The sequence below is a fragment of the Bradyrhizobium sp. ORS 86 genome (genome assembly GCF_045571475.1).
GTDB lineage: Bacteria > Pseudomonadota > Alphaproteobacteria > Rhizobiales > Xanthobacteraceae > Bradyrhizobium.
Map to the genome: position 1 here is coordinate 7,422,782 of NZ_CP120699.1, position 25,910 is coordinate 7,448,691.

General features: G+C 66.0%; 23 protein-coding genes and 1 tRNA gene. 16 read left to right on the forward strand and 8 right to left on the reverse strand.

Going from position 1 to position 25,910, the window contains the following annotated elements:
- Nucleotides 1–153: 153 nt before the first annotated feature.
- A complete protein-coding gene (locus P6U25_RS34325) occupies nucleotides 154–2,121 on the forward strand; it encodes a methyl-accepting chemotaxis protein (RefSeq protein ID WP_407149157.1) in 1,968 nt (655 codons plus the stop codon).
- A gap of 319 nt (nucleotides 2,122–2,440) precedes the next feature.
- Complete coding sequence (locus P6U25_RS34330) at nucleotides 2,441–2,893, forward strand: DUF1801 domain-containing protein (protein ID WP_407149159.1); 453 nt, start codon at nucleotides 2,441–2,443, stop codon at nucleotides 2,891–2,893.
- 192 nt (nucleotides 2,894–3,085) lie between these two features.
- On the opposite strand, the gene P6U25_RS34335 is transcribed toward P6U25_RS34330, so the two are convergent.
- A complete protein-coding gene (locus tag P6U25_RS34335) occupies nucleotides 3,086–5,302 on the reverse strand; it encodes a putative bifunctional diguanylate cyclase/phosphodiesterase (protein ID WP_407149160.1) in 2,217 nt (738 codons plus the stop codon).
- A 437-nt stretch (nucleotides 5,303–5,739) separates the two neighbouring features.
- Here P6U25_RS34335 and mepA point away from each other — a divergent pair, with 437 nt between their 5' ends.
- From mepA to P6U25_RS34370, 7 genes are all read left to right on the forward strand, one after another.
- Complete coding sequence (gene mepA / locus P6U25_RS34340) at nucleotides 5,740–6,684, forward strand: penicillin-insensitive murein endopeptidase (RefSeq protein WP_407149161.1); 945 nt, start codon at nucleotides 5,740–5,742, stop codon at nucleotides 6,682–6,684.
- A 169-nt stretch (nucleotides 6,685–6,853) separates the two neighbouring features.
- On the forward strand, nucleotides 6,854–7,060 hold the full coding sequence (locus tag P6U25_RS34345) for a molybdopterin-binding protein (protein ID WP_407149162.1): 207 nt from the start codon (nucleotides 6,854–6,856) through the stop codon (nucleotides 7,058–7,060).
- A gap of 2 nt (nucleotides 7,061–7,062) precedes the next feature.
- Nucleotides 7,063–7,569 carry a hypothetical protein gene (locus P6U25_RS34350; protein WP_407149163.1) on the forward strand — a complete coding sequence of 169 codons (507 nt, stop codon included), beginning with the start codon at nucleotides 7,063–7,065 and terminating at the stop codon, nucleotides 7,567–7,569.
- Nucleotides 7,570–7,756: 187 nt separating this feature from the next.
- On the forward strand, nucleotides 7,757–8,542 hold the full coding sequence (modA, locus tag P6U25_RS34355; protein WP_407149164.1) for a molybdate ABC transporter substrate-binding protein: 786 nt from the start codon (nucleotides 7,757–7,759) through the stop codon (nucleotides 8,540–8,542).
- Nucleotides 8,543–8,544: 2 nt separating this feature from the next.
- Nucleotides 8,545–9,240 (forward strand): molybdate ABC transporter permease subunit, encoded by a 696-nt coding sequence (modB, locus tag P6U25_RS34360; RefSeq protein ID WP_407149165.1) that lies wholly within the window; start codon nucleotides 8,545–8,547, stop codon nucleotides 9,238–9,240.
- A gap of 2 nt (nucleotides 9,241–9,242) precedes the next feature.
- Nucleotides 9,243–9,914, forward strand: a complete 672-nt coding sequence (modC, locus tag P6U25_RS34365; RefSeq protein WP_407149166.1) for a molybdenum ABC transporter ATP-binding protein — start codon at nucleotides 9,243–9,245, stop codon at nucleotides 9,912–9,914.
- Between the two features lie 93 nt (nucleotides 9,915–10,007).
- Nucleotides 10,008–10,895 carry a hypothetical protein gene (locus tag P6U25_RS34370; RefSeq protein ID WP_407149167.1) on the forward strand — a complete coding sequence of 296 codons (888 nt, stop codon included), beginning with the start codon at nucleotides 10,008–10,010 and terminating at the stop codon, nucleotides 10,893–10,895.
- Between the two features lie 21 nt (nucleotides 10,896–10,916).
- On the opposite strand, the gene P6U25_RS34375 is transcribed toward P6U25_RS34370, so the two are convergent.
- Nucleotides 10,917–12,710 (reverse strand): potassium/proton antiporter, encoded by a 1,794-nt coding sequence (locus P6U25_RS34375; RefSeq protein ID WP_407149168.1) that lies wholly within the window; start codon nucleotides 12,708–12,710, stop codon nucleotides 10,917–10,919.
- A gap of 218 nt (nucleotides 12,711–12,928) precedes the next feature.
- Here P6U25_RS34375 and P6U25_RS34380 point away from each other — a divergent pair, with 218 nt between their 5' ends.
- Together P6U25_RS34380 and map are read left to right on the forward strand one after the other, a co-directional pair.
- Nucleotides 12,929–14,245: a mechanosensitive ion channel family protein gene (locus P6U25_RS34380; RefSeq protein ID WP_407149169.1), complete on the forward strand. Its 1,317-nt coding sequence runs from the start codon at nucleotides 12,929–12,931 to the stop codon at nucleotides 14,243–14,245.
- Between the two features lie 223 nt (nucleotides 14,246–14,468).
- On the forward strand, nucleotides 14,469–15,293 hold the full coding sequence (map, locus tag P6U25_RS34385) for a type I methionyl aminopeptidase (protein WP_407149170.1): 825 nt from the start codon (nucleotides 14,469–14,471) through the stop codon (nucleotides 15,291–15,293).
- Nucleotides 15,294–15,317: 24 nt separating this feature from the next.
- Here the strand turns inward: map and P6U25_RS34390 are convergent, their stop codons facing one another.
- Entirely contained in the window at nucleotides 15,318–16,037 is a 720-nt protein-coding gene (locus P6U25_RS34390) for a DNA-3-methyladenine glycosylase I (RefSeq protein ID WP_407149171.1), read from the reverse strand.
- A 120-nt stretch (nucleotides 16,038–16,157) separates the two neighbouring features.
- Here P6U25_RS34390 and radC point away from each other — a divergent pair, with 120 nt between their 5' ends.
- A complete protein-coding gene (radC, locus tag P6U25_RS34395) occupies nucleotides 16,158–16,871 on the forward strand; it encodes a DNA repair protein RadC (RefSeq protein WP_407149172.1) in 714 nt (237 codons plus the stop codon).
- A gap of 27 nt (nucleotides 16,872–16,898) precedes the next feature.
- Here the strand turns inward: radC and P6U25_RS34400 are convergent, their stop codons facing one another.
- Both P6U25_RS34400 and P6U25_RS34405 read right to left on the reverse strand, forming a co-directional pair.
- The gene (locus P6U25_RS34400; RefSeq protein ID WP_407149173.1) at nucleotides 16,899–18,260 is read right to left on the reverse strand and encodes a sensor histidine kinase; all 1,362 of its coding nucleotides are present in this window, start codon (nucleotides 18,258–18,260) and stop codon (nucleotides 16,899–16,901) included.
- A complete protein-coding gene (locus P6U25_RS34405) occupies nucleotides 18,247–18,912 on the reverse strand; it encodes a response regulator (protein WP_407152695.1) in 666 nt (221 codons plus the stop codon). Before P6U25_RS34405 ends, P6U25_RS34400 begins: the two co-directional genes overlap by 14 nt.
- Before the next feature lie 117 nt (nucleotides 18,913–19,029).
- Here P6U25_RS34405 and P6U25_RS34410 point away from each other — a divergent pair, with 117 nt between their 5' ends.
- The 3 genes from P6U25_RS34410 to P6U25_RS34420 are packed head-to-tail and all read left to right on the forward strand — an operon-like array spanning nucleotide 19,030 to nucleotide 21,759.
- A complete protein-coding gene (locus tag P6U25_RS34410; protein WP_407149174.1) occupies nucleotides 19,030–19,809 on the forward strand; it encodes an ABC transporter ATP-binding protein in 780 nt (259 codons plus the stop codon).
- 15 nt (nucleotides 19,810–19,824) lie between these two features.
- A complete protein-coding gene (locus P6U25_RS34415) occupies nucleotides 19,825–20,691 on the forward strand; it encodes an ABC transporter permease (RefSeq protein WP_407149175.1) in 867 nt (288 codons plus the stop codon).
- A 51-nt stretch (nucleotides 20,692–20,742) separates the two neighbouring features.
- Nucleotides 20,743–21,759, forward strand: a complete 1,017-nt coding sequence (locus tag P6U25_RS34420; RefSeq protein ID WP_407149176.1) for an ABC transporter substrate-binding protein — start codon at nucleotides 20,743–20,745, stop codon at nucleotides 21,757–21,759.
- Between the two features lie 420 nt (nucleotides 21,760–22,179).
- Here P6U25_RS34420 and P6U25_RS34425 read toward each other — a convergent pair whose 3' ends face one another.
- From P6U25_RS34425 to P6U25_RS34435, 3 genes are all read right to left on the reverse strand, one after another.
- Nucleotides 22,180–23,031, reverse strand: a complete 852-nt coding sequence (locus P6U25_RS34425) for a tetratricopeptide repeat protein (RefSeq protein ID WP_407149177.1) — start codon at nucleotides 23,029–23,031, stop codon at nucleotides 22,180–22,182.
- Nucleotides 23,032–23,454: 423 nt separating this feature from the next.
- Nucleotides 23,455–23,531 (reverse strand) — tRNA-Arg (locus P6U25_RS34430).
- Between the two features lie 118 nt (nucleotides 23,532–23,649).
- Entirely contained in the window at nucleotides 23,650–25,158 is a 1,509-nt protein-coding gene (locus P6U25_RS34435) for a flavin-containing monooxygenase (RefSeq protein ID WP_407149178.1), read from the reverse strand.
- A gap of 98 nt (nucleotides 25,159–25,256) precedes the next feature.
- Between P6U25_RS34435 and P6U25_RS34440 the strand changes: the two genes are divergently transcribed.
- A complete protein-coding gene (locus P6U25_RS34440; protein ID WP_407149179.1) occupies nucleotides 25,257–25,907 on the forward strand; it encodes a TetR/AcrR family transcriptional regulator in 651 nt (216 codons plus the stop codon).
- The last annotated feature ends 3 nt before the right edge of the window (nucleotides 25,908–25,910 follow it).

Genomic DNA, 25,910 nt, shown 5'->3' on the forward strand with positions numbered 1-25,910 from the left:
GCAACCAAACCTCATCTCGGTTTAGCCGAATGGTACGAAAGTAGGCACCGGCGGCCATGGTCGGGTTAGGAATACCGGCGGCGCAACATCCGGTTGTTAAGATTTTTCTGAGACCTTGCGGCCGGCGCTAATGCCTGGAGTTTCGCTGGTCCCATGTTCGCCCTTCAATCGATTGCCGCCCGCCTGATCCTGGCGATTTCACTGACCGTTGCGGTCGCCTGCGCGATCCTCGGCGGCTTCTCCATCAGCCAGCAGCGCGCGCTGACGCGGCTGGCGCTCGATCAGCAGCTCAAGCTGCAATATGACAGTGTGATTGCGGCGATCGACTATGAGGGCCGTGCCGCGCTGGCGGTCTCGGCGGTGATCGCCGCCCTGCCGCCGGTCGAGGATGCCATCGCCAAAGGCGACCGCGAGGGCCTCGGAAAGCTGCTCGGCGCCCCCTGGGCGGCGATGAAGGCGCAAGGCATTCCGCTGATCTCGTTCTGGCAGGCTCCGGCGACCGGCTTCTACCGCGTCCACGCGCCGAGGGTATTCGGCGATGATGCCTCCACCCGGCGCACGACGGTGGTGGAATCGATCAAGACCGGCAAGCCGATCGTCGGCGTCGAGCCCGGTCGCGAAGCGCTTTCGATCTTCGGCATGACCCCGATCATGCGCGACGGCAAGACGCTGGCTAATGTCGACGTCGGCGCCGCCTTCGGCAAGGAATTCGTCGACCGCGCCAAGAAGCGCTTCGGCATCGACCTCGCCGTGCATTCGTTCGACGGCCAGAGCTTCAGGCGGCTGTCCTCGACCTTCGGCGACACCGTGGTCGCGACCCAGGACGAGCTCAGAAGCGTGATGCACGGTGAGCCGCTGCTGCGTGACGCGACGCTGAACGGCCATGCGGTCGAGCTCTATCTCGGGCAGATCAGGAACTATGCCGGCCAGCCGGTTGCCGTGCTCGAGATCATCAAGGACACCACGGATTACGAAGCCGCCGCAGCGAGCGCGCAGCGCAATCTGATCCTCGGCACGGTGGCGATCCTGGCCGCGGCCGTGCTGCTCGCGTTCCTGCTCGGCCGCGGCCTGTCCCGGCCGCTGACCGCGATCACCGCGGTGATGAATCGCCTCTCGAGCGGTGACACCAGCGTCACGATTCCCGGCAGCGATCGGCGCGATGAGCTCGGCACCATGGCGAAGGCGGTCGACGTGTTTCGCCGCAGCATGATCGAAACCAGCTCATTGCGCGAGGCGCAGGAGGCCGACAAGGCGAAGGCGGAGCTCGAGAAGCGGGCCTTGCAGCGGCAGATGGCCGACCGCTTCGAATCCGACGTCAAGGGCATGGTTGCCGCGGTCGCGCGATCGTCGAGCGACATGCAGCGCGTCGCCAACGAGATCACGACGAGCGTCAACGGCGCCTCCGAGCGGACCTCAGCCGCGGCCGCAGCCTCCGAAGAGGCGTCGGCCAGCGTCAACGCGGTCGCCGCGGCGACCGAGGAGCTGGCGTCCTCGATCACCGAGATCGGCCGTCAGGTCACCCATTCCAGCCACGTTGCCGACAATGCCGTGGTCAAGGCCAAGGAGACCACCGAGATGGTGGCCGGCCTCGCCGCATCCGCCGAGAAGATCGGCGATGTGCTGCGCCTGATCAGCGCGATCGCCAGCCAGACCAATCTGCTGGCGCTCAATGCCACCATCGAGGCAGCCCGTGCCGGCGAAGCCGGCCGCGGCTTCGCCGTGGTCGCCGCCGAGGTGAAGGAGCTCGCGAGCCAGACCGCGAAGGCCACCGAGGAGATCGCGGGGCAGGTCGGTGCGATCCAGCAGGCGACCGGCAACTGCGTCAGCGCCATCGGCGACATCAGCGCGACCATCAGCGAGATCTCGGGCATCGCCACCGCGATTGCGGCGGCGGTCGAGCAGCAGGACTCGGCGACACGCGAGATCGCCCGCAGCGTGCAGCAGGCGTCCGCGGGCACCGGCGAAGTCTCCGCCAATGTCGCCGGCGCGAGCGAGGCCGCCGGTCAGTCCCGGGCCCTCACCGGCAACGTGCTCGACACGTCGAGCCAGCTCGGCGAGCACGCCTCCGCGCTGTCGCACAGCGTCGACACGTTCCTCGCGGGACTGCGCAACGCGGCCTGACCGGCGACACAGCGTCTTGGAAGCATGACGGGCTTGGATTTGAGTGCAACCCCGAAGGGACTGCGCTCCCTCTCCCGCTTGCGGGGGAGGGTTGGGGTGGGGGCTCTCTCCCCGAGTCGACTCGTGGAAAGAGCCCCCACCCGCCGCGCGCTCCGCGCGCGTCGGCCTCCCCCGCAAGCGGGAGAGGCGAAGGAGCCGCAGACAACCTCCGCAGACTCATATGCGATTGCGGAGGGAGGGCCGGGGTGGGGGCTTTCGCCACGAGTCACATCGGTTCTGTGGTAGACAGATGCGCTGCGTCCTCCCCGCGGAGACCACCATGCGCAAGCCGGCAGCACCGACCAGCAAGGTCGCACGACGACCGCGCGCGAAAGCAGCGGATGCGCTGTTCGACGCATACCCTGCCCCGGTCAAAGCCAAATTGCTGGCGCTCCGGCGCCTGATCCTCGACACGGCGAAGGCCACCAGAGGCGTCGGCGCGCTGGAAGAGACATTGAAATGGGGCCAGCCGAGCTACCTGACGACGGAGACGGGAAGCGGCAGCACGGTTCGCATCGACCAGGTCAAGGCGGCCGCGGACCAGGTCGCGGTCTACTTCCATTGTCAGACCAATCTGGTCGAGACGTTCCGCGAACTCTATCCCGAACTCAGCTACAGCGGCAACCGCGCGATCCTGCTCGACGTCGCCGACAAGCTCCCGGAGGCGGCGCTGCGCCACTGCGTCGCTCTGGCGCTGACCTATCATCTGAGGAAGGCAACCGCCGGAGCGTGATCCGGTAGGGTGGGCAAAGGCGCATCGCGCCGTGCCCACCGTCTCCTGCACAGAAGACCACATTGGTGGGCACGCTTCGCTTTGCCCACCCTACGGTTCTCCTGAACAAGAAGGCGTCATAGAGCACGCGGGGCGAGGTAAAGCGGAGCCCGACGCGCGATTCAAAGTAACAACATCTCGCCCCAGGCTTCCCTACGCCACCAGCGCGGTCCCCGCCTCAGCCCCGCGCTGCGCCTGCAGCAGGCTGACGACCTCGGCGTTCGGCCGGGCGCGGCTGAACAGGAAGCCTTGTCCCTCGTGGCAACCTTCGGCGCGCAAACAGCTCAGCTCGGCTTCGGTCTCGACGCCCTCCGCGGTGATAGTGACGCCGAGCCCGATGCCGAGGCTGACGATCGAGCGCACGATCGCCTGCGCGTCGCGGTTGGCGCCGAGGTCACGTACGAACGACTGATCGATCTTGATCTTGTCGAACGGGAAGCTGCGCAGATAGCTCAGGCTGGAATAACCGGTGCCGAAATCGTCCATCGACATGCGCACCCCGAGCGCGCGCAGCGCGTGCAGCGTGGCCAGCACCTGGCTGCTCTTCTCGAGCAGCAGCGTCTCGGTGATCTCGAGCTCGAGCCGCCGCGCTGGCAGGCCGGATCGCTTCAATGCGTCGGTGACGAGCGACAGCAGGTTGCCGGTGCGGAATTGCAGCGGCGAGAGATTGACCGCGACGCGGACATCGTCATCCGGCCACTGCGCCGCATCCATGCAGGCGCGATGCAGCATCAGCCCGCCCAGCGGGTTGATCAGGCCGGTCTCCTCCGCCACCGGGATGAACTCGCCGGGCGAGATCATGCCGCGCTCCGGATGCGGCCAGCGCACCAGCGCCTCGAAGCCGGTGATGCGCCCGCTCGCGAGATCGACCAGCGGCTGGTAGTACGGCCGCAGGCCCTCGTTCTGGATCGCCTCGCGCAGGTCGATCTCGATCTTGCGCCGGCTCTGGGCGCGCGCATCCATCTCCGCCTCGAAGAAGGAGAAGGTGCCGCGGAAGTCGCGCTTGGCGCGCGACAGCGCCATGTCGGCGCTCTTCAACAGCTTTTCGGAATCCTCGCCGTCGCCGGGCGACATCGCGATGCCGATGCTGGCGCCGATCACCACCGAATGCCCGTCGAGCAGATATGGCTCGCCGATCGCATCCAGGATGCGCTTGGCCAGCAAGACCGCGTCCTCGGGCCGGACCACGCCGCTCTGCACGATGGTGAACTCGTCGGAATTGAGCCGGGCCAGCGCATCCTCCTCGCGCAAGGTCGAGCGCAGCCGCTTGGCGACGCCGCGCAGCAGCTTGTCGCCGACGCCATGCCCGAGCGTGTCGTTGACCGCCTTGAAGTTGTCGAGCCCGAGCATCAGCACCGCGACTTTGTCCGAGCTGCGGCGGGTGTGCTGCAGCATCTCGTCCATCTGCTGGCGCAACAGAGTGCGGTTCGGCAGGCCGGTCAGGCTGTCATGCTGCGCCATGAAGGCGAGCCGCGCCTCGGCGCGCTTGCGCTCGGTCATGTCCATCAGCGCGAGCAGCATGGCCGGCTGGCCGCCGTGCATCAGTTGGCGCGAGTAGATCGCAAGATCGATCAGCGTGCCGTCGGCACGAACGTGCTTCCAGGTCCGCGCCGCCTGTTCATCGGTGCTGCGCCCGGCGGCCCAGGGCAGCTCGGGATCGAACGCCTGCAAGCTTCGGATCGTGAGCTTCTCGAACTCGGCGCGGGCATAGCCGTAGTGGGCGACCGCCGCATCGTTGACGCTGAGAATCCGCTCGCCATCGAGCGCGCATAGGATCATCGGCACCGGGTTGCCATCGAACAGCAGGCGGAACGACGCCTCGCGCTGCTTCAGCTCGGTGATGTCGACGCGCAGCCCGACAATGCCGCCATCGGAGGTCAGCCGTTCCTCGATCAGGACGACGCGGCCGTCGGCGAGCACCTGCTCGTGCCGTTCGCCCGGCTGGTACATCTTCTTCAGCCGCTCGGCGATCCATTGCTCCTCGCGGCCCTCGGCCTCCGGATAATCGCCGCGCTCGACGCCGATGCGGATGGTGTCTTCCAGCCGCACGCCATGCTCGAACAGATCCGAGCTGCGCTTGTAGATCTCCGCGTATTTCTTGTTCCAGAGAATGTAGCGGCCCTCGGCATCGAGGAACACGATGCCCTGCGGCAGGATGTCGATCGCCTCGCGCAGCCGCTCGTTGGACCTGCGTGCTTCCGCGATCGCCGCCTCGGCCTGCGCACGTTGGCGCACCAGCTCGCCGATTGCGCTGGCGGCACGGTGCGAACCGCCCGACAGGTTCGGTGCAGGTTTGACCCGATGGCCGCCGTGAAGCCGCCTTGCACCTTGCTTCGGTTTCTTGATTTTCTTTGGCCGCATTATCGGCATCGCACGCCCCACGCGCATTCCAGCTTGGCGGCATTTCTGCGATAAGCATCTGAAAAATTGGTATCTATTGACGAGGAACGACGCAGGATGTGCGCCCGCGGCCTGCCCGCTTTGAAGGCGAATACTCGCATTGCGCGAGCGCACAACGCCATGCAATCGACGCCGCCGCTCATTCGCGAGGTGGAAGCGCCGGGGCATGGTGAGGAACGCGTAAACGAACGTGCGATTGCACAATGGACGCGCTGAAACTTGCTGAAGCGCACGAATATGTGTCAACGCGCGATAGCGTTATCGTCGAGTTAAGGCGCGACGCGTCACTTCCGATGCGCATCCCAGCGCAGTCATCATTCAGGCTGTGGGCGATCAATCAATTGCGATGAAAGCGCCGTCCGCTCACGGCAAATCCATGCTAGCTTCGCGTGCACAGAGTGATCCGAATGACACCCCGCCTGTTTCTGATCCCGCTTCTGCTCTCCATCCTCGTCGCCACCAGTTCCGCCTGGTCGCAGGACAAGGGCACCATTGACCCCAAGCCGTTGCCGCCGCTCGCCAACCCCAACGATCCGAAACTCGCGGCGAAGGAATTGTTCGCGCGCAAGGTGCTGCCGGCCGCGATGCCGACGCAGGCGATCGGCTCCTACGCGAAGGGCTGTCTCGCCGGTGCGGTGAAGATGCCGCTGAACGGCGATACCTGGCAGGTGATGCGGCTGTCGCGCAACCGCTACTGGGGCCACCCGGCCATGATCGCGCTGCTGAAGCGGCTTGCGGCGAAGGCGCACAAGGACGCGGGCTGGCCCGGCATTCTGGTCGGCGACATCGGTCAGCCGCGCGGCGGTCCCGCGCTGTCCGGCCACGCCAGCCACCAGATCGGGCTCGATGCCGACATCTGGCTGACGCCGATGCCCGACCACACCTTGTCGCGCGAAGAACGCGAAGAGACGTCGGCAGTGATGATGGTGCGCGACGACCGGCTCGACGTTGATCCGCGCGTCTTCACACCCGGCCATGTGCTCGTCCTTCGCGATGCGGCGCAGGAGCCTGCCGTGCAGCGGATCTTCGTCAATGCCGCGATCAAGAAAGCACTGTGCCGCGAAGCCAAGGGCGACCGGAGCTGGCTGTCGAAGATCAGGCCGTGGTGGGGCCACGACTACCACTTCCACATCCGGATGCGATGCCCGCCCGGAAGCCGCGAATGCAAGGGACAGCCGTCGCAATCCGGCGACGAAGGCTGCAAGCCCTCCGATCTCGCCTTTTGGTTCAAGGACTCGGTGCTGCATCCGAAGCCGCCGCCGAAGCCACCGAAGCCGCGCCCGCCGATGACGCTGGCGCAACTACCGGCGGACTGCAAAGCCGTGCTGAAAGCGCCCGACGCCAAGCAATAACATCTTTGTCAGGCGCTATTCCGGCGCGTCAGAAATGCGCTATCATGACCACGTCGTCGCGCCGTAAGCGCGTGCGAGCCGCGGGTCAGGGCCGTTGATCCAGCTCACCTCCACTTTGTCAATGCGGAGGTCGTCACTCCTGTGACGACCAACGTTGAAGGATTCCATCATGCGCATCAGTGCACGCAACCAGATCAAGGGCACCGTCCTCGAGGTGAAAAAGGGCGCGACCACCTCTCATGTCCGGATCGACATCGGCGGGAACGTGATGACGTCCTCCATCACCAACGAGGCCGTCGACGAACTCGGCATCAAAGTGGGCGGCCAAGCGATCGTTGTGATCAAGGCCTCCGACGTCATGATCGCAGTGGACTAGAAATGCGCAGCTCGCTCCTCGCGGTCGCGTTATTGCTCGCTTCAACCCCCGCCTTCACCGCGGAGGAACCAAGCGGCTGTGACAAGTTCAAATGGCCGATCGACCAGGCGCGCGCCGCGCTCACCGCGTCCGATCGCGCCAGGCTGGCGTCAGGCAGCGAACAGCCGGCGTTACCGTCGACGGGCATCACGCTCGCGCTGGTCGCACCCGCCGATGCAAAGCTTCCGGCGCCGCCGGAGCGGGCGCCGAAGGACGGCACCTTTGCCGGCTTCACCAGCTTCAAGACCGCACCGAAGGCCGGGCTCTACACCATCAGCCTCTCGGCCGGCGCCTGGGTCGACGTGGTGCAGGACGGCCATTCGCTCAAGCCCAAGGCCTTCAGCGGTGCGACCGATTGCGACGGTATCCGCAAGACCATGAAGTATGAGCTCGCCGCCAGTCCCTTCGTGCTGCAAGTCAGCGGCGCCAGGGAGAGTTCGATTTCGATCGCGATCCAGCCGAGCCAATAGGACGATCGTGGGACAAAGCGGCTTTACCGTAAGCCTCAGCCTGCTATGTTTGCAGTGCGATCTCCCTGACGACCGTAAGTCCTCCGGAGAGCAGCGGAACAGCGCTTCCGCCGATCGTGACCCAGAATCCACCAACGCCTGATTTGCGCGCGCTCGTTCGCGCGCGTGGTCGCACGGAGCGCTTCCTATGTTACGCATTGCCGGACTGTTCACCGCCTTCGTCATCCTGCTCGGCGCGATGCACTCGCCCGCGTCAGCCGACGACAAGACGCTCACCGTCTTTGCCGCGGCCTCGATGAAGAACGCGCTCGACGACATCGACGCGGCCTATACCGCAAAGACCGGCGTCAAGATCAACGCCAGCTATGCCGCCAGCTCGGCGCTTGCCAGGCAGATCGAGCAGGGCGCGCCGGCCGATGTGTTCGTCTCCGCCGATACCGACTGGATGGACTATGCGATCAAGCAGAAGACCATCAACGAGCCGACCCGCGTCAACCTGCTCGGCAACTCGATCGTGCTGATCGCGCCGAAGGATTCCAAGATCGACAATGTCAACATCGCCCCGGGCTTCGACCTCGCCAAGCTCGCCGGCGACGGCAAGATCGCGACCGGCGATGTCAAGGCGGTGCCGGTCGGCAAATACGCCAAGGCGGCGCTGGAGAAGCTCGGCGCCTGGCAGGCGGCGGAGCCGAAATTTGCAATGGCCGAGAGCGTGCGCGCCGCGTTGACGCTGGTGGCGCGCGGTGAAGCCGTGCTCGGCATCGTCTATTCGACCGACGCCAAGGTCGAGCCGGGCGTCAAGATCGTCGGCACCTTCCCGGCCGACACTCATCCCGCCATCATCTATCCGGTGGCAGCGACGACGAATGCGAAGGCGGAGACTTCGGACTATCTCGCCTTCCTGCGCTCGTCCGCGGCGAAGGCGATCCTCGGGAAGTACGGCTTCAAGTTCCTGATCAACCCGACGACGTAAGCGTGTTCGAGATCTCGCCGACCGAATGGACGGCGATCCTGCTTTCGCTCAGGGTCGCCGTCATCGCAACGCTGGTGGCGACCCCGTTCGGAATCGCGCTCGCCTGGCTGCTGGCGCGGCGCGATTTCTGGGGCAAATCCATCCTCGATGCGCTCGTGCACCTGCCACTGGTGCTGCCGCCGGTCGTCACCGGCTATCTGCTGCTGCTGACCTTCGGCCGGCGCGGCGTGGCCGGTGCCTGGCTCGCCGATCATCTCGGCATCGTGTTCGCTTTCCGCTGGACCGGCGCGGCGCTCGCCTGCGGCGTGATGGCGTTTCCACTGCTGGTGCGGCCGATCCGGCTCTCGATCGAGGCGATCGACCGGCGCCTCGAGCAGGCGGCCGAGACGCTCGGCGCCGCGCCCTGGCGGGTGTTTGCGACCGTGACGCTGCCGCTCGCGCTGCCGGGCGTGCTCGCCGGCATGGTGCTCGGCTTCGCCAAGGCGATCGGCGAGTTCGGCGCGACGATCACCTTCGTCTCCAACATCCCCGGCGAGACCCAGACCATTTCGTCGGCGATCTACTCGCTGATCCAGACGCCGGAAGGCGATAGCGCCGCCGGGCGGCTCGTGATTATCTCGATCGTGATCGCGATGGGCGCGCTGGTCGCCGCGGAGTGGTTCGCGCGCCGCGCGACCGCCCGCCTGCACGGACAATAGCGATGCTGCGCGTCGACATCACCAAGCAGCTCGGCGAGTTCACGCTTGCGGCATCCTTCGCCAGCGAGGGCCGCGTCACCGGGCTGTTCGGCGCCTCCGGCTCCGGCAAGACCTCCCTGATCAATACCATTGCGGGGCTGTTGCGCCCCGACCGCGGCACCATCGCGATCGACGGCGAGACCGTCGACGACACCGCGGCGAGCATCCACGTCCCGACCTGGCGCCGCCGCATCGGCTACGTCTTCCAGGATGCCCGGCTGTTTCCGCACCTCGATGTCCGGCAAAATCTCGATTACGGCCGCCGCATGAACCGCCTCGCCGACGATCCCGCGCAGCGCAAGCGCGTGATCGAGCTGCTCGATATCGGCGCGCTGCTCGACCGCCGCCCCGGAAAGCTCTCCGGCGGCGAGCGCCAGCGCGTCGCGCTCGGCCGGGCGCTGCTGTCGAAGCCGCGGCTGCTGCTGCTCGACGAGCCCCTGGGTGCGCTCGACGAGGGCCGCAAGCTGGAGATCCTGCCCTATCTGGTGCGGCTGCGGGACGAGGCCGGTATCCCCATGGTCTATGTCAGCCACGACGCCGCCGAACTGCGCCAGCTTGCCACCCAGATCGTAATGCTGCGCCGCGGGCAGGTGACCGCGTTCGGCGGTGTCAAGGTGCTGACAGCGACGTCATAGCTGGCCGTTTACCCGAAAGCCGGCGTAAGATGGCCCGCCTTGTCCGTTGGACGCCCCTTGGCGTCGGATCGGACGCATGAGGGAAAACGCGTCGTGCGATTGACTGGCTGGATCTTGCTGCTGATTGGCGCGGTGCTGTGCGCGACGGTCGCGTGGGCGGCCGTCGGCTTTCTGCTGATGGGCCTCGGCCTGATCTCGCTACAGGTCGCCGAGCGCGGCCGGCACCGGACCAATGTGGCGGTGGCCGCGCCCGCCGCAGGGTTCAATGCGCCGGCTGTCGGCGCTGGCCTGCAGCCGCCGACCCTGGAGCCCGTCATCCGGCACGACGGTCAGCCGCCACCGCAGCCCCGCCGGATGGCATGGCCGGCCAGGACCGGCGATACCCCCTACGACCGGGAGGCGTGGGACCGGCTGGTCGCGAGCGATCCCGATATTGCCCGGCTCGCCAAGGTGCTTGCCGATTACGGTCCGCACTATGTCGACGAGCTTGCGACCAACTATCTCGTCGCACCGGAGAAGAACCGGCTCGGCGGCATCGTGGACGGTATCATCGCAAGGGCGAGCGGCGGCGAGCCGATCCCTCCACCTGCGCCGACCCGAGCATCGCAGCCGGCATCGCCGGCCAACCCGACCGAGGCGCTCGAAGCGTCCCTGATCACGGCCGTCACCGAGGCCTCCGCCAAGCGCGCCGATCCGCCAAGGCCGCCGGCAGCGCCGCCGCGGCGTCCGGACGCGACGCGCGAGCCGGACGGCACACCCGCCGCTGCGTCGCCACCTGTCCCGCCCCAGCACGCCGCGCCGGCCAGCGAGGCCGACGCGACGCTGCTCGCGGCGCTCGCCGAGATTTCCGGCGTAAATCTTACCGATGCGACCAAGCGCGATGCCGCCTCGACGGAGCCGCCGCCCCCGCCGCTCGACGATGAGCTGGCGAAGATGCTCAGGACCCTCGCGCCGGGCTCGAATGTCCTGCGCAAGACCTGACCGGTCTCCCGTCCTTGAAGCTCAGACCCCCGCGACCGAAGCCCAGATGTCCGCAAGCTTGCGCCGGACGATACGCATCCGCGTCTCCGGCACAGGCTCCTCCTCTTCTTCGGGAAGGCGAAGGCCGACGACATTGACGCGGCCGCCGCTGATATTGCGGGCCACCAGCACGATCGTATCGAGCGCGAGCTCGGCGCCTTCCTTCGGCGTGCGGTCGAGATTGACATCGAAGTAGTCCGCCAACGTCAATCTGGCCTGGATCTCGTCGACCTTGACGCCATAGATCTCGGCGAGCTCGCCCAGCGTATGCTCGCCCGACACCATGAAATCGCCGAGCAGATGCGGGTCGGGCGCAGCCGACGGCGGCATGTCGACGAAGAAGCGGTCGAGCGCCTCGGCGCGCTCCGGCGGCGCCAGCAGATAGAGATAGTCGCCGGGCTCGACCGGATCGGCCTCGGTCGGCGTCAGGATCCGCTCGTCGCGGATCACCAGCGTCGGCTTCGACCAGGACGGGATCAGGCCGCGCCGGAAATACAGGCTCTTCGGCCGGACCGGATAGCCGACCAGTTGCTGCTCGAGCTGGCCGGGCAAATCCAGCTCGACGCGCCGCGGGCCGCGCTCGGTGCGCGGCAGCGCGACATGCAGCCGCCGCGCCGCCGGCGCCAGGGTCCAGCCCTGCAGCAGCAGCGAGATGATGACGACGACGAAGGCGACGTCGAAATAGAGATAGGCCTTCGACAGGCCGACCAGCATCGGGATCGAGGCCAGGAAGATCGCCACCGCGCCGCGCAGGCCGGTCCAGGCGATGAACACCTTCTCCCGCCAGTTGAACTTGAACGGCGCGAGGCAGATCAGCACCGCCAGCGGCCGCGCCACCAGCATCAGCGCGAACGCCACCGCCACAGCCCCGCCGACGCTCGAAAGCAGGCGGTGCGGCGACACCAGGAGGCCGAGCAGCACGAACATCACGATCTGCGCCAGCCAGGTCGCGGCGTCGAGAAACGTCACCACGGAATTATGCGCGCGGGTCGGCCGGTTGCCGATAATGATGCCGGCGAGATAGACGGCGAGAAATCCCGAGGCATGCACCATCTGCGAGCCGCCGAAGATCACCAGCGCCGCGGTGGTGACGAACGGCGCGTGCAGGCCCTGCGGCAGCGCCACATAGTTCAGCGCCAGCACCACCAGCCGGCCGCCGATCACCCCGATCACGGCGCCGAGTACCGCCTCCTGGATGAACTCCATCGCGATATGCGACGCCGAGCTCTGGCCGATCGAGATGAACTCGACCAGCATCAAAGTGAGGAAGATCGCGAACGGATCGTTGGTGCCGGATTCGGCCTCCAGCGTCGCACCGACGCGGGGGCGCAGGCGCAGGCCCTGCGTGTGCACCAACAGGAACACCGCCGCAGCGTCGGTCGAGGCGACGACGGCGCCGACCAGCAGCGACTCGGTCCAGTTGAGATCGAGCACATAGTGGGCGACCGGCGCCGTGATCAGCGCGGTCAGCAGCACGCCCGTGGTCGCCAGCATCATCGAGGGCGCCAGCACCGTGCGGATGCTGGCAAATCGCGTCTTCAAGCCGCCGTCGAACAGGATCAGCGCCAGCGCCACCGAGCCGACCAGGTAGGTGGTGCGGACGTCGTCGAACTGGAGGTGGCCGGGCCCGGAGTCGCCGGCCAGCATGCCGACCAGCAAGAACACCAGCAGCAGGGGGGCGCCGAACCGCAATGCCAGCAGGCTCGACAGGATGCCGGCCATCACCAGAACGGCACCAAGCAGGATTGCTATGCTGACCGAGTCGAGGGAAGCCATGCGCCTTCGGTGGGATCAAATACTTGCAATTGCATCCTTATCGTCGCCACACTTGGACGCCAACCCATTTCTGTCATCAGCGGCAATGTGCCCGGTTTTACAGCCTCAGATCGCCTCGACACTGTGTTGTATCGATGGTCGCTTGCCCGCCTTTGTGGGATTCTACCGGCCATTCGAATCACATTTGCCTGACCCGCGCTTGAGTTGAGATCTTGCCGATGGACATGAGCCTCAAGGACGTCCTGGAAGCCATCCAAATGGCGGCGCGCTCGGTCGGCGCCGAGATCGCCTCGCCCTGGTTCTATCTTCAATTCGGCATCATCCTCGCGGCCGCCGGGATTTCCTACGCCGCCGATACCGCCATTCATGCCCGGGGCGACATGTCGTCGCTGGCGACGCGCTGGCCGCTGCCGCTCCGGCACTTCGCCCGCGTGATGGTGGCCAGCGCCTCGACCGCGGTGTTCGCGGTGCTGATGATCACCTCGCGGATCGTGATGTGGCACGCGACCTGGCCGAGCCGCAGCTATTTGATCGCGGTCTCGGCCAAGCTGGCGCTGGCCTGGCTGGTCATCCGCCTGGTGACGTCGGTGATCGACAACGCCTTCATCGTCAAGCTGGTCTCGATCGCGGCCTGGGTGGTCGCAGCGCTCAGCATCATCGGCGAGCTCGACTGGGCCGCCGACACGCTGGATTCGGTCGCGGTCGTGGTCGGCGGCCTCAGGCTGACCCCACTGCTGCTGATCAAGGCCGGCGCGCTCCTGATCGTGGCGCTGTGGCTGACCAACATCGCCAGCAATTACGCCGAGAGCCGCATCAACCGCTCCACTGACCTGACGCCCTCGATCCAGGTGCTGCTGGTCAAGATCATCCGCATCGGGCTGATGGTAATGGCGATCGCGATTGCGCTCGACGCGGTCGGCATCAACCTCTCGGCGCTTGCGGTGTTCACTGGTGCGGCGGGCGTCGGCATCGGCCTCGGCCTGCAGAAGATCGTTGCCAACTTCATCAGCGGGCTGATCCTGCTGGTCGACAAATCGGTGAAGCCGGGCGACCTCGTCACGATCGGCGACAGCTCGGGCAAGATCAGCGCGATGAAGACGCGCTACATCTCGGTCGCCGCCGGCGACGGCCGCGAATTCCTGATCCCGAACGAGGATCTGGTGACGCAGAAGGTCACCAACTGGACCTATACCGACAAGAACACCCTGGTGAAGATCGCCTTCGCCGCCAATTACGATGCCGATCCGAGGCTGGTCTGCCAGCTCGCGATCGACACCGCCGCAGCCCATGAGCGCGCCATCAAGGGCAGGCCGCCGAGCTGCATTCTGACCGAATTCGCCGAGTTCGGCATGAAGTTCTCGCTGACCTTCTGGATCGCCGATCCCGACGGCATGGACAGGGTGAAGAGCGACGTGATGCTGGCGCTGTGGGATGCCTTCAAGGGTCACGGCATCCGCGTGCCCTATCCGGTGCGGGAACTCCGCGTCCGCGGCGGCGCCCTCCCGGTCGAAAGCGTGGTCGAGGTGTCCAGCTAAAGCGGGATGGGGTTAGGTTGAACCCACTCGCGGGCAGCTTCGGCGGACCTCTGCCGTCGGGGAGAGGTGACCTCCGACGCTGCTTCGGATCAGCGGGCCCGGATCTTGCCCGGAAATCAGGCGTTTGGGCATCGTCCCCATGCCCAACCTTGGCTTGCACCGGCTGCCCCGATCATTACATTGTCCTTTGAGATCAGCCCCTTCCTCCAGACTTGACCCGCTCATGAGCTATATCGACGCCACCGACACCTCCCTGCGCAAGACCGGCCAAATCAAGCTGCACGGGCAAAGCGGCTTTGCCGGCATGCGCAAGGCGGGCGCATTGGTGTCGAAGTGCCTCGACGCGCTCACCGACATCGTCAAGCCCGGCGTGCCGACCTCCGTCATCGACGAGTTCGTCCGCAAGTTCGCCTTCGATCACGGCGCCTATCCGGCGACGCTGATGTATCGCGGCTATCGCTACTCGACCTGCACATCGATCAATCACGTGGTCTGCCACGGCATGCCCGGCGACCGCCCGCTGAAGGAGGGTGACATCGTCAACATCGACGTCACCTTCATCGTCGACGGCTGGTATGGCGATTCGAGCCGGATGTATGCGATCGGCGGCATCGCGCGAAAGGCCGAGCGGCTGATCGAGGTGACCTATGAAGCGATGATGCGCGGCATTGCCGCGGTCAAGCCCGGCGCCACCACCGGCGACATCGGCCATGCCATCCAGAGCTATGTCGAGCCGCAAGGCATGAGCGTGGTGCGTGATTTCTGCGGCCATGGCCTCGGCCGCCTGTTCCACGACGAGCCGAATATCATTCATATCGGCCGCCCCGGTGAAGGCGTCACGCTGCGACCCGGCATGTTCTTCACCATCGAGCCGATGATCAATCTCGGCAAGCCGCATGTGAAGATCCTGTCCGACGGCTGGACTGCGGTGACCCGCGACCGCTCGCTGTCGGCCCAGTTCGAGCATTCGGTCGGCGTCACCGCCGACGGCGTCGAGATCTTCACGCTGTCCGAGCGCCACGGCGAGAAGCCCTGGGTCGCGGTGTGACGGCATAATCGGCGGCGGCAGCGATCATGCATCGCTCCGCGTCCGCGCGCTGATCTCCTCGGGCGTATAATTCTCTCCGATCGACATCGCGCAGATGCGCGAGATGTGGGTGTAGGGCAGGCCGGTCTCCTTCGCCCAGGCGTTGAACTGCACCTGCACCCTGGCGAGATCGCGCTTCGACTTGACCTCCTCGGCGATGCCGAGCCCGGCGTCGCGCAGGCAGGCAACCACGTCGCGCGAGGTGACGAAGCCGTCCCAGCCGAGAAAGCGCAGCAGCATCTGCCCGGTATTGCCGCCGAGCCGGCTACCGCGCTTGGCCAGCAAGTCCAATAGCCCGACCTCGTCCGCTGACGGCCAGGCCGCGAGAAACTTGCCGAAGCTGCCGTGCTGGCGCGCGATCTCCTGCACGAAGCGGCTGTTGTCGCGCACCGACATGATCTTGGCGCCGTTGCGCACGATCCTGGCGTCGCTGGTGAGCTCTTCCCAGAATTCGTCGGGCTTGAAGGCGAGCTTGGCCGGCTGAAAGCCGAGGAAAGCCTCCTCGAACCCCGGCCATTTGGCCTCGATCACGCTCCAGGCAAAGCCCGCGCAGAACACGCGCTTGGTCATTTCAGCGAGCACGCGGTCGTCGCCGAGCCTGGCCAGCGCCTTCGCTGTCGCCACCTGTGGCAGCACCTTCTCCAGCGCCTTCGCACCGCCCTTGCGCTTCTCGGCGCGCGCCCGGATCACCTTGAATGACGTCACGGCCACACCTCTCCCGATATTTCCAGGATGACGAACGGTAGGTCAACGGTTCGGCCGAGGCAAACCGGGAATTAGCATCGGCTCTTGCAAAACCCGGCGGGCACGGCATGGTTGTGACCGATGCCCGCCAAGCCCGCCGACAGCCCGACCGAATCCGACGAGACGCCGCACTATCACGGCCATCGCGAGCGGCTGCGCGAGCGCTTCTACGCGGCGGGGCCGGCGGCACTGAGCGACTACGAGCTGTTGGAGATGGCGCTGTTCGCCGCGATCCCGCGCCGCGACACCAAGCCGCTCGCCAAGGCGCTGTTGAAGACGTTCGGCTCATTCGCCGAGGTCGTGCATGCGCCGGTGGCGCGGCTGCGCGAGATCGACGGCGTCAAGGACGCCTCGATCAACCAGCTCAAGCTGATCGCCGCCGCCGCTGATAGAATCGCCAAGGGCGAGATCAGGCGCAGTGTCGCGCTGTCGTCGTGGAACGACGTCATAGACTACTGCCGCTCCGGCATGGCCTTTGCCGACAAGGAGCAGTTTCGCCTGCTCTTCCTCGACAAGCGCAACCAACTGATCGCCGACGAGGTGCAGCAGACCGGCACCGTCGACCACACGCCGGTCTATCCGCGCGAGGTGATCAAGCGCGCGCTCGAACTGTCGGCGACCGCGCTGATCCTGGTGCACAATCATCCGAGCGGCGACCCGACACCGTCGCAGGCCGACATCCAGATGACGAAGGCGATCGTCGAAATTGCGAGACCGCTCGGGATCGCGGTGCACGACCACATCATCGTCGGCAAGAACGGACATGCGAGCCTGAAGGGAATGCGGCTGATCTAAACGCCGAACGCGACCCAACTGCCGCACTTATGTCGTGAGCAGCAGACGAACGCGCGTCATCGCTGCCTCGCGGCAGATCGCGATTTCTCCCTTGTGCGCCCGAGCGACCTCGGCCGCAATGGCAAGGCCGAGACCGGAGCCGGTGGACTCCGGTCCCTTCGCGAAGGGCCGCATGACGTCGTCTGGCGGAACGGCAAATCCGTCACCATTGTCGGCGACTTCGATCCATGCCCTGCCGTCATCGGCACCGACTGACACGACGAGCCTGCTGCGAGCGCCATGTTTCAGCGCGTTGTCGATGAGATTACCCAGCGCTTCACGCAGGCTGACCGCGTCGCCATTCACGACTGGCGCCAGCTCCGCCGGTACAAAAGCGATGTCGACCTCGCGCGGCAGCGACAACGGAACCGCCGCGGCCAGCACGCCCCTTGCCAGCCCGTTGAGGTCGATAGGCGTCATGGCGACAGCGTCAGCCCGGTGAATGACCATGGCGTGATCGAGAAGCTGGCCGGTGAGCCGGCCCAACTCGGACGTCCGCTCCCGAATGCGCGCCACCGTGACGGCCTTTTGCCGCGACGGCGGCGTCGCCGACAGGATTTCGACCTGGGCGTCGAGCGCCGCCAGAGGGGTGCGGATCTGGTGCGCGGCATCGGCAATGAAGCGCTGCATCAGCGAGATGCGATCCGAGAGCCGCCGCATGAAATCATCGATGGCATGCACGAGGTTGCGGATTTCGACCGGCGGCTCGGTCTGAAGCGGCCGCAGATCATCCGGGCGGCGTTCAACGATCTCGCGCTCGATGCGCGTGAGCGGCTTCAGGGCGAAGGTGACGGCATAGCCCGTTGCCAGCAGCGAGAGCGCACTCATCACCGCGATGACGCCGAGCGCCTTCAACGTAAGGTCACGCGTCAGGGCACGCCGGGCTTCGGTGGTTTGGGCCAGCACGATGGTCACCCAGCCGCCCACCGCAGGATCTTCGATCTGCTTGGCGACAGTAGCGATGCGAACGGGCTGCTCCTGATAAAGTCCGTCCTCGATCACCACTCCATTGCGAATCTGTTCGGGCTTCGCTTCGGAGGCGAGGTCTTCGTAGCCGGCCACGACGACACCGCGGGGGTCGACAACCTTGTAGAAGACGAGATCGTAGGCCGCGAGCGCCGCGATGGTGGATACGGGCGGCTCGAGCGTCACAACGCCGCCCTGCACATAGACGTTCTCGGCGATCTGGATCGCCCCGCCGCTCAGCATGCGGTCATAGGCTTGCTGCGCGGCAATGGTGGCCGAACGCCAGCCGGCAAAGCCGAGGATCACCGCGCCGAGCGCCAGCACCGCCGACAAGACGGCGATGATGCGGATGCGCAGCGAGTGGCGCAGATCAAAGTGCCGCAAGTTGATAGCCCAGGCCGCGCAGGGTGCGAATCTCGATCGGCGCATCGCCGAGCTTGCGTCGCAGCCGCGCCACGAATTGCTCGACAGCGTTGGGGCTCGCCTCCTGATCGAAATTGAAGAGCTGCTCGACGAGCTCTTCCTTGGGAACGATGCGCTCGGGCCGCGCCGCCAGGATTTCGAGCACCGTCAGCTCCCGCCTGGTCAGATTGAGCGGCCTGTCGGCGACGGTCGCGACGCGGCCGGCGCGGTCGATGACCAGCGGCCCGACCCGCAGCAGGTTGTCGGGTTGGCCTGCGCTGCGACGCAGCAGGGCACGGGCGCGCGCTTCGAGCTCGCCATAGTCGAAGGGCTTGACCAGATAGTCGTCGGCGCCGAGATCGAGTGCGCCGATCCGTTCGTCGACGGCGGAACGGGCGGTCAGCACCAGCACCGGCGTCGCGAGCTTGCGGCTGCGCATGCCCTTCAGGATCGCAATTCCGTCCCGACCCGGCAGCGTCAGGTCGAGGATCACGAGGTCGTAGGGCTGCACTTCAAGCAGCTCGGCGGCGGTCAGGCCGTCGCGCTCCCAGTCCACGGCGTGGCCGATCTTCTCGAGGCGCATGACCACGGCCTCGGCGATATCGACGGTGTCTTCGACAACGAGTACCCGCAAACGGGAGCCTCCGGCGTCCTGAGTCAGTTTCGCGTCAGTGAGCCACGCTATCTCATCCCCCAAGCGCCCATAAGTGCGCAGGGACACAACACGAGGCACAACACAAGGGAGGGCCACATGCTCGCGCCATCTGATGCCGCATTCGCGTCGCCGCTGCTTTCCGTAGCGGGTGTGACGCTCCAGTACAAGACGCCTGACGCCGTGGTGACCGCGACGCGCCGGGTCTCCTTCGAGGTCTATCCGTCCGACCGCTTCGTGCTGCTCGGCCCGTCCGGCTGCGGCAAGTCGACCCTGCTGAAGGCGATCGGCGGCTATCTCACTCCCGTCGAGGGGCAGATCAGCCTGAAAGGGCGCAAGGTGTCGGGGCCAGGTCCCGACCGAATGATGGTATTCCAGGAATTCGATCAGCTCCTGCCCTGGAAGACGGTGCGCGAGAACGTGGTGTTCGCCCTGACCGCCTCCGGCCGCGCCGGCCAAGGAGAGGCGGAGGAACGGGCGCGCGCCTATATCGACAAGGTCGGCCTGACCAAGTTCATCGACAGCTATCCGCACACCCTCTCTGGTGGCATGAAGCAGCGCGTCGCCATCGCCCGCGGCATGGCAATGGAACCCGACGTGCTGCTGATGGACGAGCCGTTCGCCGCGCTCGACGCGTTGACGCGGCGCAAGATGCAGGACGAATTGCTGCGGCTGTGGGACGACACGCACTTCACCGTGCTCTTTGTCACCCATTCGATCGAGGAGGCGATCCGCGTCGGCACGCGCATCCTGCTGCTCTCGCCGCATCCGGGCGAGGTCAAGGCCGAGCTCAACAGCGTGCCGCCGGAAGAGATGGGCACCGGCAAGCAAGCCGCGCTCGAGACCCGCATCAACGACATGCTCTTCGCGAGCCATTGAGCCGAGGCGACCGACATGACCGATCTCGTCAGCTTCCGTCCGGAAATCATCCGCGACGTCCAGTCGGGCGACGCCCCCGTGGTCGCCAAGACGCTCAGCCCGGCCGAGCGGATCTATCGTCTCGGCTTCGTGCGCAAGACGGCGATCCTCACCGTCCTCGCCGTGGCCTGGGAAATCTATGGCCGCTGGCTCGGCAACCCGCTGCTGTTCCCGACCTTTGGCCAAACCGTCGAAGCTTTCGTCAGCAACGTCGCGAGCGGCGTCATCCCGCAGCGCATGCTGGTCTCGCTGCAGACGCTGGTCATCGGCTATGGCATCGGCATCGGCCTGGCGGCGCTGCTCACGACGCTGGCGATCGGCTCGCGGATCGGCGCCGACCTGCTGGAGACGCTGACCTCGATGTTCAATCCGCTGCCGGCGATTGCGCTGTTGCCGCTGGCGCTGATCTGGTTTGGGCTCGGCACCGGCAGCATCATCTTCGTGCTGGTGCATTCGGTGCTCTGGGCGATCGCACTCAACACCCACGCCGGCTTCCGCTCGGTCTCGAACACGCTGCGGATGGTCGGGCAGAACTACGGTCTGCGCGGCCTGAAGCTGGTGCGCCTCATCCTGATCCCGGCAGCCTTCCCGGCGATCCTGACCGGCCTCAAGGTCGGCTGGGCCTTCGCCTGGCGCACGTTGATCGCCGCCGAGCTCGTCTTCGGTGTCTCGTCAGGCTCGGGTGGGCTCGGCTGGTTCATCTACGAGAACCGCAACCAGCTCGAGACCGCGAACGTGTTCGCCGGCCTCTTCACCGTGATCCTGATTGGCCTCTTCGTTGAGAACGTCATCTTCGCCAACATCGAGCGCAGGACGATCCGTCGCTGGGGCATGCAGCACTGACGACAACTGTAACCAGGCCGAATGGCCGCCATTCCAAGAAGGAGGAAATACATGACATTGAAGACCATCGTCCGCTCGCTCGCGGCTGCCGCGGTGCTCGCGGCAGCGCTCGGCGCCCCGGCCCGCGCCGAGGTCAGCGAAGTGCGCATCTCCAAGGGCTTCGGCATCCTCTATCTGCCGTTGATCGTGATGCAGGACCAGCAGTTCCTGGAGAAGCGCGCTAAGGCCGCCGGGCTCGGCGACATCAAGGTGACCTGGCTGATGCTTGACGGCGGCAACGTCATCAACGACGCGATGATGGCCGGCACGCTCGATTTCGCCGGCACCGGCGCGCCGGGCTTCGTCACGCTCTGGGCCAAGGCCAAGGGCATCCCCGGCGTCGAGGTCGTCGGCGTCTCGGGCATGAGCTCGACTTCGCTGTGGCTGATGGCGAACAAGCCGGAGCTGAAGTCGCTCAAGGACTTCACCCCGACCGACAAGATCGCGCTGCCCGGCATCAAGACCTCGCTCGCCGCCGTCGTGCTCCAGATGATCGCCGCCAAGGAATTCGGCGATGCCAATTACGCCAAGATGGATCCGATGACGATCAGCTTGCCGCATCCGGAGGCGCTGGCGGCCCTCGTCGGCGGCAAGACCGAGGTCAAGGCCCATTTCACCTCGCCCCCGTTCCAGTATCTGGAAGCCAAGAGCCAGGGCATCCACCGTGTGCTCAACTCGGTCGACTATCTCGGCAATCTTACGCTCGACGTCACCTTTGCACCGAAGAAGTTTGTCGACGCCAACCCCAAGATGACCCAGGCTTTCATCGAGGCGATGGACGATGCCACTGCGCTGATCGCCAAGGACAAGAAGCTCGCCGCCGAGATCTACGCCAAGAACTCGAAGGTCAAGGTTGACCCCGCCGAGGTGCAGCAGATGATCGAGGACAAGGACGCGCGCTTCACCGCGACACCGGAAGGCGTGATGCAATTCGCCGAGTTCATGCACAAGGCGGGCTCGATCAAGGTCAAGCCGGCGAAGTGGAGCGACATGTTCGTGCCGCAACTCGCCGGTCGCCCCGGAAGCTGAACTACCGCGGAAGAGGATGCCTCCGCGTCTCTCTCCATGCGTCGTCTCTGGCGACGACCAAGATCCCCATCCACTCCCGTCGTCCCGGCCTAATGCGCAACGCGCACGGGGCCGGGACCCATCACCACCGGATTTGATGATGAACGGGATCGTGGCCCCACCGTCGCGCAACAATGAACATTCGGGGTAATGGGTCCCGGCCCCCGTGCGCGTTGCGCACTAGGCCGGGACGACGGGAGTGTGTGGCGCGATCTTGACACCAGCGCCGTCATTGCGAGGAGCCAAGGTCGCGCGAACGCGCCCGGTGACAGCCTCCGCGACGAAGCAATCCATGCTTCCGAATATGCGGGACCATGGATTGTTCCGCTCGCAATGACGTTATGGTTGGTGGACACAGCAGCCAGACGGCCCTCTCCCACGTCAGCCCGGCTCGCTCAGGAATCTCTTCACTGCGCTTGGACGAAAGAAGAAGCGGCCGTGCGACGATAGCGCCAGCGCGTAGGTGGCGCGTCCGATCATCTGCGGCCGGCCGCGCATGGCCTGACGCAGGTTGGCCTCGCCGGCCTCGCGCTGCCCCATCTCCAGCAGACAGGCGGCGAAATCGGCGCGCAGCATGGCATCCTCGGGACGCAGCGCCAGCAGTTGGCGGTAGAGATCCGCAGCGGCGGCGCATTCGCCGTCGAGCAGCAGCGCACGCGCCAGCGTCGTCAGGACCTCGGGATGCCCAGGCGCTGCGGCGCGCGCCTTGACAAGCAGCGCACGTGCCCGGGCGCGCTCATTGCGGTGAAGCAGCAGACGCGCAAGGCTGAGCTCCAGCTCTACAGCATTTGGTGCGAGGTCAAGCGCGCGCTCGACGACAGCCACCGCCTCGTCGAGGCGTCCGGCCCCGGCCAACTGCCCTGCCAGCTCCTGAAACGCCGGCGGGAATGGCGGACAGCGCGCGGTGGTCCGGCGCAACAGGTCGATCGCCTCGTCGCGGCGCCCGGCGCCGCCGAGTGCCGCGCCGAGCAGGGTCTCGATGGCAGCATCTTCGATGCGGCGCGCGACACGCTCGAGCGGCGCGATCGCCTCCCCGCTCCGGTTCTGGGCGATCAGCGCCCGCGCCAGGATCGACGCCGCAGCGACGTCGGTGCGGCTCGCCTTCAGCACCTCGGCTGCAAGCCGCTCGGCCTCGACGAGCTGCCCCATCTGCAACGCGACCGCCGCACGTTGCAGCGCCTGGGACTGATTTTGCCCGCGACCAGCGGACGGAACGGGAGGAGGTTTCGGCATGCGGCGTGCTTTGGGATGGTCTTCCGAGCCGTTATCGCCCCCGGCGGATGAGGCGTCCAGCAAAAGTCACATGACGAGAGCGGCCGCCTTTGCCGCGCCTACCAGGCTTCGCCGGAGGCCAGCGATTGCCGCTCCCCGGCGCCGATACGCCAGGTGGCGAAGATCATATGCCGCAGGCGCGCGCCGCGACACAGCCGCAAACGCGCAGCGCCGCCCCAGCGGAGTATAATCGCGGGCGGCGCTGGTTCAGTCTCCGGGCATGGGCAATTTCCCGGACATCCCATCGCAGCACGGATGCCGCTAACACTGAAAGTGACGAAGGGCACTTGTCTCGGCCGGCGCTGCATGGGCGAGCGGCGACCCGGATGACAGTCCGAGAAAGCCGTCGAAGATTGGGAGAGAACTTACCCGCCTCGGGGCGAGTGGCGATCCCGGGAAGACTCGAACTTCCGACCTACGGTTTAGGAAACCGTCGCTCTATCCGGCTGAGCTACGGGACCGCGAGCCCGTTGTTCGCGGGCGTGGCCCTCCATAGCAGAGCCGCCAGCGGATCGCCAGTCTGCGACGATGTCGGCATGCACGAAGTCGAAGGCAGGTCGGCCGTGCGCGAACCGGTTCCTACGCCGTCTGCCCCGCCGGCTTCGATGCTGATCCGATGGCGGCCGCGATCCGGCCGGCCGGCAGATATTCGATCGCCTCGTCCTTGATCGAGCCGAAACGCAGGCTGACGATGTCGAGCGCGTAGTTCTGGTAAAGCCGCCACGGCCGGCGCGAGCCCTGCTTGGGGAACTTGGCGGCAGCGCGCTGGATGTAGCCGGAGGAGAAATCCACCCAGGGCAGTTCAGCGACGGTCGGATCGTTCCGCCGCGGCGTCGCCTGCGCGTAGCCGTTGGCCTTCATGTAATTGAGCATGCGACAGACATATTCGCAGGTCAGGTCGCATTTCAGCGTCCAGGACGCGTTGGTGTAGCCGAAGGCCGCGGCAAGGTTCGGCACGCCGCTATACATCAGCCCCTTGTAGTTCATGGTTTTCGAAAGATCGACGCTGCTCCCGTCGACATTGATCTCGAGCCCGCCGAGCACCTGGAGATCGAGCCCGGTCGCGGTCACCACGATGTCGGCGTCGAGCGCCTTGCCGGATTTAAGCTTGATGCCCCGGGACGTGAAGGTCTCGATCTGGTCGGTGACCACCGACGAGGCACCGCTGCGGATCGACCGAAACAGATCGCCGTTCGGCACCAGGCAGAGCCGCTGGTCCCATGGATTGTAGCGCGGCGTGAAATGTGTGGCGATATCGTAGTCCGGCCCCAGCGCGTGGCGCACGCCGCCGAGGATCAGCTTCTTGACGCGCTCGGGATCGCGCTTGCAGAGCCGGTAGAAATACATGCCGAACAGCACGTTCTTCCAGCGCGTGATGCCATAGGCGAGCTTCGCCGGCAGCCGCGCGCGCAGCCAGTCGGCGACCTTGTCCTTGTCGGGACGTGCCACGACATAGGTCGGCGAACGCTGCAGCATCGTGACATGCGTCGCTCGCTTGGCCATCTCGGGCACCAGCGTCACCGCGGTGGCGCCGCTGCCGATCACCACGACCTTCTTGCCGGCATAGTCGATGTCGTCGGTCCATTTCTGCGGATGGACGACGCGGCCGGCAAACTCGGCGATGCCGGGGAAATCGGGCGTGTAGCCGTGCTCGTATTTGTAGTAGCCGCTGCACATGAACAGGAAGTTGCAGGTGAAGCGCTCGATCGTCTTCTCCGCGCCGCGCTCGACCTCGACCGTCCATTGCGCATCCGCCGACGACCAGTCGGCACGCACGACGCGGTGATTGAAGCGGATGTTCTTGTCGATGCCATAGACGCGCGCGGTCTCCCGCACATACTTCAGGATCGACGCGCCGTCGGCGATCGCCTTCGGCTCGGTCCAGGGGCGGAACGAATAGCCCAGCGTGTACATGTCGGAGTCGGAGCGGATGCCGGGATAGCGGAACAGGTCCCAGGTGCCGCCGATGCAGTCGCGCCCCTCGAGGATGGCATAGCTGCGGTCCGGACACTTCGTCTGCAAGTGGTAGCCGGCGCCGATGCCGGACAGCCCGGCGCCCACGATCAACACATCGAAATGAGCGGACATTGCCTCGACTCTCCTTCGGCCTCCCGTGACCGTTCGATTTGACAACAATTCTTGTCAGATACTTGACATCTGACAACACGCCATGTCAATACACTTTCATGGCAAGCAGCCGGAAAGCCCGCCTCTATGGCGGCATGGACGCCGAGGAACGCCGCACTGAGCGGCGGCTCAAGCTGATCGACGCGGCGATCGAGGTTTATGGCGAGGTCGGCTATCGCGGTGCGACCGTGAAGGCGATCTGCGAGGCGGCCGAGCTCACCGAGCGCTATTTCTACGAATCCTTCGCCAACAGCGAGGCACTGCTGATCGCGGCCTATACCCACGTCGTCGGCCATTTGCATGAGGAGATGGCGACAGCAGCCACTGCCGCAGGCCACGACGCCGAGGCGAGATTGCGCGCGGCGCTGACGCTGTATTTCACGCGGCTGAGGCAGCATCCCAAGCCGGCGCGCGTCTTCCTGCTCGAGATCTCCGGCATCAGTCCCGCCGTCGATGCCGTCAAGCTCGATGCCTTGCGCACCTTCAGCGACATCCTGGTGCCGCCGTTGATCGATCCGAAGCGAAGCGGCAAGGGCTCGACCGCGGTGCTGCTGTCGAACGGCATGGTCGGCGCCGTCATCTCGATCGCGCTGCGCTGGGTGTCGAAGCAATATCCGCAACCGCTCGAGGACGTGGTGGCGGTCGCGGCGAGCTTCTGCCGCGTGGCGCTCGGCGATCCGGGCCGCCGCAACCATCTGCGTTCGGTGTAGGAC